General features: G+C 67.2%; 2 protein-coding genes. One reads left to right on the forward strand and one right to left on the reverse strand.

What is annotated here, in order from left to right; all coding sequences use genetic code 11:
- Positions 1-482: 482 nt before the first annotated feature.
- Entirely contained in the window at positions 483-1,460 is a 978-nt protein-coding gene (locus E0504_RS49890) for an NAD(P)-dependent alcohol dehydrogenase (RefSeq protein ID WP_112109008.1), read from the reverse strand.
- Between the two features lie 296 nt (positions 1,461-1,756).
- Here E0504_RS49890 and E0504_RS49895 point away from each other — a divergent pair, with 296 nt between their 5' ends.
- On the forward strand, positions 1,757-2,431 hold the full coding sequence (locus E0504_RS49895) for a TetR/AcrR family transcriptional regulator C-terminal domain-containing protein (protein ID WP_200835490.1): 675 nt from the start codon (positions 1,757-1,759) through the stop codon (positions 2,429-2,431).
- Positions 2,432-2,460 lie beyond the last annotated feature (29 nt).

Consider the following 2,460-nt stretch of genomic DNA (forward strand, 5'->3'; position numbering starts at 1 on the left):
CGCGGACCCGTGAATGGATACGAACCGGGGTCGCCGTCAGGCCGTACCTCCGGTGCGGCCGGCGGATGTCGGATTTTCCCCGTTGTGCTCCGTCAGGTTGCGGCCACACGCCTTTCACATGATCACGCCAAAGATGCGGCTGGCATTCCACAGCACGGGCCGGCGGGAGACGGATGACCCCCGCACATCGACCACGTGGGCCGACCGGCAGGTTCTGTCGCACATTCGGTGGTGACGGAGCGTGGTGATGAGGTCAGGCGATCACGGTCACGGTGGCGGTGTCGAGGTCGTACCGAGCGCCGATCACGGCGAGTGTGCCGATCTCTACACGTGCCCGCACGATCTCGCTGCCGGCCTTTCGGGTGTCTTTGGGTTGATCTGTCGGTCATTGCGGTAGCGGCCTGTGGACCTGACGCATGCTTCCCCGCGTCACCCGGCGCCCCGATCGCCAGGTTCCTGTTCGCTGCCATGCCGTGGTCGCGCTACATCGCGATGACGATCTTGCCGCTGGCGTGATGTTCCAGCATGCGCGTGACCGCGCTTGCCGCTTGCTCGAGCGGGTAGGTCTTGTCGATGACCACCCTGACCGCGCCGGTTTCGAGGAGCCCGCGGAGCGCATCCAGGTTCTCGCGGTTCATGGCCGGGGTCACGAGCCTCACGGTGGTGGAACCGAATCCCATCAGGACTGCCCGGGCCGTCCTAGGCAAGCCGGCCAGGAGGCCGCCGGTGTACCCGATGCTGTTCGGGATGAGCACTCCTTTGGGTGCCAGCATTCGCGCGGACGCCTTTGGCGGGTGGTTCAGCACGTTGTCGAGGATGACGTCGAAACGCTGTCGGCTCTGGGTGAAGTCCTCCTTCGTGTACTCGATGACGTGGTCCGCTCCGAGTGACCGGACCAGTTCGACGTTGCGGATGCCGCATACTCCGGTGACTTCTGCGCCCAGCACCTTGGCGATCTGGACCGCCATGGTCCCGACCCCGCCTGAGGCGCCGTTAATCAGGACGCGGGTGCCGGCGCCTACCCGTGCCACGTCCCGCATGGCGACCAGCGCGGCGAGCCCGGTCATGACCGACGCCGCGGCGTCGGTGAAGGCGAGTCCGGCTGGCTTCTTGACGAGTTGGGCCGCCGGCGCGACTGCGTGCTGGGCGAAGGCGCCGGCCCGGGCTCTGGTGGACCCGAACACTTCGTCGCCGGGCGCCAGGTCGGTGACCTTCTGGCCAACTGCCTCCACCACGCCGGCGACGTCGCTGCCCCGGACCGGGCGCTTGGGCCGACGCAACCCGGAACCCAGGCGCAGGATGTACGGCACTCCGATGACGGCGGCCCAGTCCGGTGTGTTGACACTCGTGGCCCGTGTCCGGATCAGGACGTCGTCGGCGCCGATCGACGGGACGCGGATTTCTTCGAGTCGGAGCACGCGCTCCGGCGCCCCGTAGCCGTCCTGGACGACGGCCAGCATGGTCGGCGGATTGACAGGCACTGTCGCGCTGCTCCTTTCGGGGGGAGTCCGCCGGGGGGCGACTCCGTCGTATTGATCGCCGACGACCCGGCCCGGCTGCAGCGTCCCTTTCCGGCTGCCCCTCGTGCTGTCCGCCATGGCTTGCCTCTCCTTGTCGGGCGACGTGAGGTGGTATATTAAGTTCCCTTACACGGTAAGGGAACTACGTACATTGTAAGGTTACGGCTTACGATGTAAGGAAGTCAAGGGGGTCTGTTGGGCGACACGAGCCGCCGTCGCGGGCGAGAGCTGGCGAGGTGAAGATCTCCGCGCTGGGCAACACCGGCCCTGAACGCCGCACCCAGCTGACGCGAGAGCGGGTGATGGCAGCTGCCGTCGAGCTCGCCGATCGGGACGGCATCGAGTCGATCAGCATGCGCAAGCTCGCACAGGAGCTGGGTGTCGAGGCGATGTCCCTCTACACGCACGTGCGCAACAAGAACGACCTCCTGGACGGCATGGCCGATGCCGTGATCAGCCAGATCCCGACGAGTGCCGATGGTGTCGACTGGAAGACGTCACTGCGTCAGATGGCGCTCGCCGCGCGCAGCGTGGTTCAGCGTCATCCGTGGGCACCCCGCACAGTCCAGGCGCAGACCACGCCCGGGCCCGCTGTGCTGCAATACGTCAATGCGGTGATCGGCACCCTCCGGGAAGGCGGCTTCTCGATCGCACAGGCGCATCACGCCCTGCACATCCTCGGCAGTCGCCTGCTCGGGTTCACGCAGGATCTCTTCGACGATTCCGGGGACCTCGAGCCGGAGGCGGCCGCCAGTCTCGCGAGCGACCTCGGCGCCAGCCATCCCTACGTCGTGGAGATGGCCCTCGCGGTCACCCACGGCGGCACCCTCGGCCGGTGCGACGACGACGCCGAATTCGAGTTCGCGCTCGATTTCATCCTCGACGGCCTCGCCCGGCTCCAAAGCGACTGAGCCTTTCCCGTGCGCCCAGCAGACTGGAG

It is taken from the genome of Parafrankia sp. BMG5.11, from assembly GCF_004337455.1.